Source organism: Bacillus sp. JJ1773, from assembly GCF_036962035.1.
In the GTDB taxonomy this organism is placed as follows: Bacteria; Bacillota; Bacilli; order Bacillales; family Cytobacillaceae; genus Cytobacillus.
In genome coordinates, this window is record NZ_JBALNX010000152.1 from 1 (window position 1) to 5131 (window position 5131).

General features: G+C 35.0%; 5 protein-coding genes and 1 riboswitch. All 5 genes read right to left on the bottom strand.

Annotation, left to right across the window (positions count from 1 at the left end):
• Nucleotides 1-380 (bottom strand): glutathione peroxidase (locus V7127_RS25665; RefSeq protein ID WP_335491075.1); only part of this gene is annotated, 380 nt, incomplete at its 3' end.
• 85 nt (nucleotides 381-465) lie between these two features.
• A complete protein-coding gene (locus tag V7127_RS25670; RefSeq protein ID WP_335491064.1) occupies nucleotides 466-936 on the bottom strand; it encodes a GNAT family N-acetyltransferase in 471 nt (156 codons plus the stop codon).
• Between the two features lie 426 nt (nucleotides 937-1362).
• Nucleotides 1363-1803, bottom strand: coding sequence for a CoxG family protein (locus V7127_RS25675; RefSeq protein ID WP_335491066.1), 441 nt, complete (start codon nucleotides 1801-1803; stop codon nucleotides 1363-1365).
• 442 nt (nucleotides 1804-2245) lie between these two features.
• Nucleotides 2246-3814 carry a PAS domain-containing sensor histidine kinase gene (locus tag V7127_RS25680; protein ID WP_335491069.1) on the bottom strand — a complete coding sequence of 523 codons (1569 nt, stop codon included), beginning with the start codon at nucleotides 3812-3814 and terminating at the stop codon, nucleotides 2246-2248.
• A gap of 328 nt (nucleotides 3815-4142) precedes the next feature.
• Nucleotides 4143-4227: riboswitch (cyclic di-GMP riboswitch) on the bottom strand.
• A 615-nt stretch (nucleotides 4228-4842) separates the two neighbouring features.
• On the bottom strand, nucleotides 4843-5131 hold a 289-nt coding region (arr, locus tag V7127_RS25685), incomplete at its 5' end, for an NAD(+)--rifampin ADP-ribosyltransferase (protein ID WP_335491072.1).

Genomic DNA, 5131 nt, shown 5'->3' on the forward strand with positions numbered 1-5131 from the left:
GTAAAATTCCATTTGACCGCTTGTGAGCCTAATGCGCCTTTAGCTTCCTTTTTTATATATTGAAAAAGTGGGTCTGCATTTGCACCATTAACGTCAACTTTTGCAAACATTGGAAAACTCACATTGAAATTCAGATCGCAAAACTGCTGAATTTCCTCGTTCGTTCCAGGTTCCTGTTGACCGAATTGATTACAGGGAAATCCTAGAATCTCCAATCCTAAATCACGGTACTTATTATACAGCGCTTGTAACCCCTTATACTGTGGGGTAAAGCCACACTTGCTCGCCGTATTGACGATAAGAACGACTTTTCCTTCATAACGAGACAACGGCTCTGTCTGACCGTCGATTTTCTTTACTGTAAAGTCATACACGCTCATTTTTATAAACATCCCTTTCAAGATATCCATTAATTGCACTAGTCATTTAAACATCATCTTCACAAGTTTAGCATGAAAAACCATGCTATAAATTTCTTCTAAATGAAAAACACCATTTATCGTAATTAAATTTTTCTTCGTAGAATCTGTGGGCATCTATTCTTTGGACTCCCGATTCCAAAGCCACATACTCTGCCCCATTTTCTTTCGCCCAATTATGAATATATTTTAATAGTCTTTCTCCATATCCAAGGGATCGGTGAGAAGCATCTGTTACCAAATCATATATAAAAACATGACGTTTACTATAAAAGTTCACCCTCAAGCTTAAGCCAGCTAAAGCCACAATATTATTATCAGCAAATAATGCAAATAGACGATATCCATCTTCTTTCATCTCACTTAGCAAATCAATGTATGTCCCTTCCTCTAAATCTGAACGAAGCTGCTTCATAATCGGGAATGCTTCTTTCCATTGTACCGTAGTTGTTAACTCAATAATCTTCTCTGTTGAAACTCTCATCACGAATCCTCCGTTAATCCCTATTAAGTTCATGTTCTACAAAAAAATTAAAAATACCTCCATTTAACCTCTAAATAGTCTCCTAGTTTAGCATTCCTACAGAATCGCATCTAAATATTAATATATGTATCCGCTTCTAGAACTCTTACTTGATTACCAATCAACGTAAAAGTAACACAAAATATTACTCGATTAACAAAGCAAGCCTTATGAAGTCAATGGACTTCTTAAATATAATTATGTAACTGTAAAATCCCTTGAAATATTATGTCTGAGAGCATTTAAGGTACCGGTTAGATTTCACAATTTTAATAAGAAAAAAGAGGCCCTCCATTTTTGGACGACCCCCTTTCCGCTAATGATATAACTGCTAGTAAAACTCTTTATCATTACTTTAGTTACCATCTTTGCTTCAGAGGAGGTATTTCCAAGTATGAAGCGATTTTCAATCTTTGAAAATTATGCGAATACGGCAATTTTACGTGCGATAGATTCTGTTAAACGAGATGCTACTTTAGGAACAGCCCATTTAATAATTGGTGTTAACACCGCACCTGATAATCCGCCTGCATGGACTTCCACGGTACAAGTCATGATTGTCTTACCATTCCTATCTTCTGCAGTAAAATGACCGCTTCCTGTAAAATTATCTGATAAACCTTTTAGTTCAAACTTAATATTTGAAGGTTCATTCCATTCAGTAATATCTACCTGCGCTCGTATTGTTTTTTTAATTCCTTTCACACTACCTTCAAATGTCCAAATAGATTGATTGTCATTTATGATTTCATGCTCTTTATAAGCTGGGACAGTTGTTGCCCATTTTTCAAGATCACTGACATAATCCCAAACTGCTTGTACATCTACTGGAATTTCTACTTTATGTGTTCCTGTTGCCATGATGTTCCCCACTTCCACTATGTATGAAATGTAAATTTATATATCTACAAAATAATTATTACATAAAAAGCATAAATTTACATCACTAATTTTACATAGCTTTCTTCTTCCAATAACCTGAAGAACCCAAATCTTCTAATTCTCCTAAATCTGGCTTTTTACATAATGATAGAGCGCTATTCTAAAATTGCGCTCGTCTCATGAGATAGCAATTTATGAATGATTGATTCCTTCTTACTATAAATTTCATAAGCAAAATATCCAATTAAATAGCCTTTTCCAGATCCAATAATTATCTCGTTATTAAATGACCCGGATGGGAATACTCTGCACCTCCTGGTACGATCCTTGTATCAATCAAAGGAGGTGCATTTCCTGTACCGTAACAAATCTCGGGACAAAAGTCAGTTCCTCGTCCCTTTCATTTAGGATTGCTTCTCCCCTACTTCGAACTTATCGGGAATGATAGGACCGGTTCACCTATCCCAATAGGTAAAATAACATCAACAATGGTTCCTTCATTTATGGTGCTTTCTAACTTTATGGTGCCCCCATGTTCTTGGACAATTTTATGACTAATCATTAACCCTAATCCCGTTCCTTTTTCCTTCGTACTATAAAAAGGCTCACCGATACTTTTTATTCGATCTTCAGTAATTCCGCATCCTTGGTCAATAAACCTAAACCTTATATTATCTGATTCATATCGCATCGTTTGAATTTCGATCTCGCCTCCATTTGTCATGGCTTCCACAGCATTTTGAAGAATATTGACAAAAACCTGTTTCATTTGATGCTCGTCACAATGAATAATTGGTAATTCAGAATCAGACACTAGTACTATATCAATATTCTTTAATTTGGCATGTGCATTAATTAATGTAACAACATATTGCAAAAGTGCATTAATATCAGTCGGTGCCAATTTACTGGCATGTGGTTTGGAAAGTGACAAGAATTCTTGTATTATTTTTTCTATACTATCAATCTCAGACAACATAATTTCAAGGTAGTTTGGTTTATGTAATTCCTTTTGCATAAGCTGCAGAAAACCCTTTATCGAAGTAAGAGGGTTCCTTATTTCGTGTGCAACACCTGCAGCCAATTGTCCTACTAGGGAAAGCTTTTCCGTTCTTAGTATAAACTCATCCATCTTCTTTCGCTCAGATATATTACGACCTACAATAACAAAATGCTCTAATTTATCATTCTCCCCAATTACAGGGGTTCCCTGAGCTTCTAAGTAAACCCAATCTCCATCAGCATTTTCACACCGAAACTCGACTTGAAATGGTGATTTAGTTGAAATTTTTTGAAAAAAAAGTTCATATAACCGCAGAGAATCCTCAGGGTGAACCAAATCAAAGGCCAATACTCCTTCATACTTTTTTGGATCATATCCCAATACCTTTTCATGCGAAGGGGATGCATATATTACTCTTCCATTTATATCCCAGAGTCCAACCAAATCCAACATGTTCTCTGTAATTAGACGATAATTGGCCTCACTCAGTTTTAGAGCTTTTTCTACCCGCTTCCTTTCGGTAATATCTACACATGAACCAATGATCTCAACCACGTGCCCCTTCTTTCGAATAGATCGTAACGATGACATGTAGGAAACGCCATTTATTACCCCTTCGTACGTTACATGATCTTCACCTTGCCAAGCTCTCCAATAATATTGAATAACCGCTTCAGCATCAAGTTGCGGGAGAAAATCACGTAATTCCTTTCCAATAATCCTCTTAGGAGAAAGATCCATTCGATAAAGTAACCTTCCTTCACACAGAGTATGAATAAATCTATCGCCATCCTTAATAAACTTAAAAAGCATCCCTTGCTGCTGGCTTATTGTTTCCACTAACTCTTGATTGGAAGCCTTTAGAGACTCCACTTTCCATCTTTGATTGGATAATTCATGCAGAAATTTCACCTTTATACGAGACCAAAAGAAGACAAGTGTGCATACAATTACCATTGCAAGTGCAAAACATATAATAAGCTTCATTTTAATATCACCTCAAAACTTTACACTTTGTATGTTATGTAATCTCTTTTTCAAGAAAACACGGTATTCCATGTATCAAATATAATCATATTTAGTACGTTAATATTTTTATACAGTCCTAAAATAACTATACAGTTCAATTAACTAAAGAAAACTCGCCGCTTGGCGAGCCTTAAAAGGCAAAATCAGAAGTCTAGTTGCACTTATTACACCGATTTCAGGAAAAAAATATGGTGTTCACGCTGACTACGGCATTCTATCCATCGTTCTTTAACGCGCAAAAAATCCACCTATAAAAGGTGGAATAACTTAACAAATATCCATCTTCATCGGTAGCTCAGCCATCTTAGCAAAAATGCCTTAGATCCGTAGCTTTGCGTCCCTGCCTTTCGATAGGTTTGCCATTATCGAAGCATTATTTTATGTATATGTACTCACTCCAAGTATAACATCAAAGCTTTTGAGAACCAATTCCTTTAATACAAAATATTATATGATAATAATTATGAAGGGGTATTCTTTCAATTCTTAACAACATCCAAACTGTCATATTTCGCAAAATATTTTCTGAGGTTGCTGCTGCATATTGCAACTGAAATCAAAAAATGGTTTATCCATTTTAAATTGGCACTGATAATAATAATTATAAATTATGCTATGATAGGTAACTTCTTAAGGGAAGGAACTAAATTATGTGGAAGAATAATATTAAGACGATATCAAAGTTAAAGCACAAGTAACTAATGATGAAATATCTTATGAAGACTTCAGGAAGTAAAGCAAATAAGAAAAGCCCTCAATTATTTAGTTACGGGTTCGGATGACAGGAAGAAAACATTAAATAACAACCTGATTGGGGACGCAATTCATATTTTAATTACCGTCCCGTTTTTTGTTTATATATCAATGCTTTGTTAACTTTTAACACAATAATTGGCATATCAATTCGAATGCAATTTGGAGACACCGCATTTATGCGGTGTTGTTAATATCTGCGCTAAAAATGTTGCGAATTGTATACTTAAGGATTAATCGTATATTACAGCTTTTCCTTGTTCACGTAACTTTTTTAATGATGAAAGCATATGATTTATTTCTTCATCGGAATGTCTTTCCCATGAACCTAATTCAGCTATTATTTTCAAAGGAGATTTAGACCTATAAGAACGTGTTGGGTTTCCAGAAAATCTTTTGTTAGTTAAGTTCGGATCATTTTCAAAATCACCTAATGGTTCTACAATATAAATTCTTTCCTTTGATTTAGATGTTGCTAATTCAGCACCCCATTTAGCAGCATCTAATGTTGCAGTAAAATAT

What these genes read in the sequence shown, in the direction of transcription:
- V7127_RS25680 (WP_335491069.1), bottom strand. Translation starts at nt 3,814, where the DNA reads ATGAAGCTTATTATATGTTTTGCACTTGCAATGGTAATTGTATGCACA.
- V7127_RS25670 (WP_335491064.1), bottom strand. Translation starts at nt 936, where the DNA reads ATGAACTTAATAGGGATTAACGGAGGATTCGTGATGAGAGTTTCAACA.
- V7127_RS25675 (WP_335491066.1), bottom strand. Translation starts at nt 1,803, where the DNA reads ATGGCAACAGGAACACATAAAGTAGAAATTCCAGTAGATGTACAAGCA.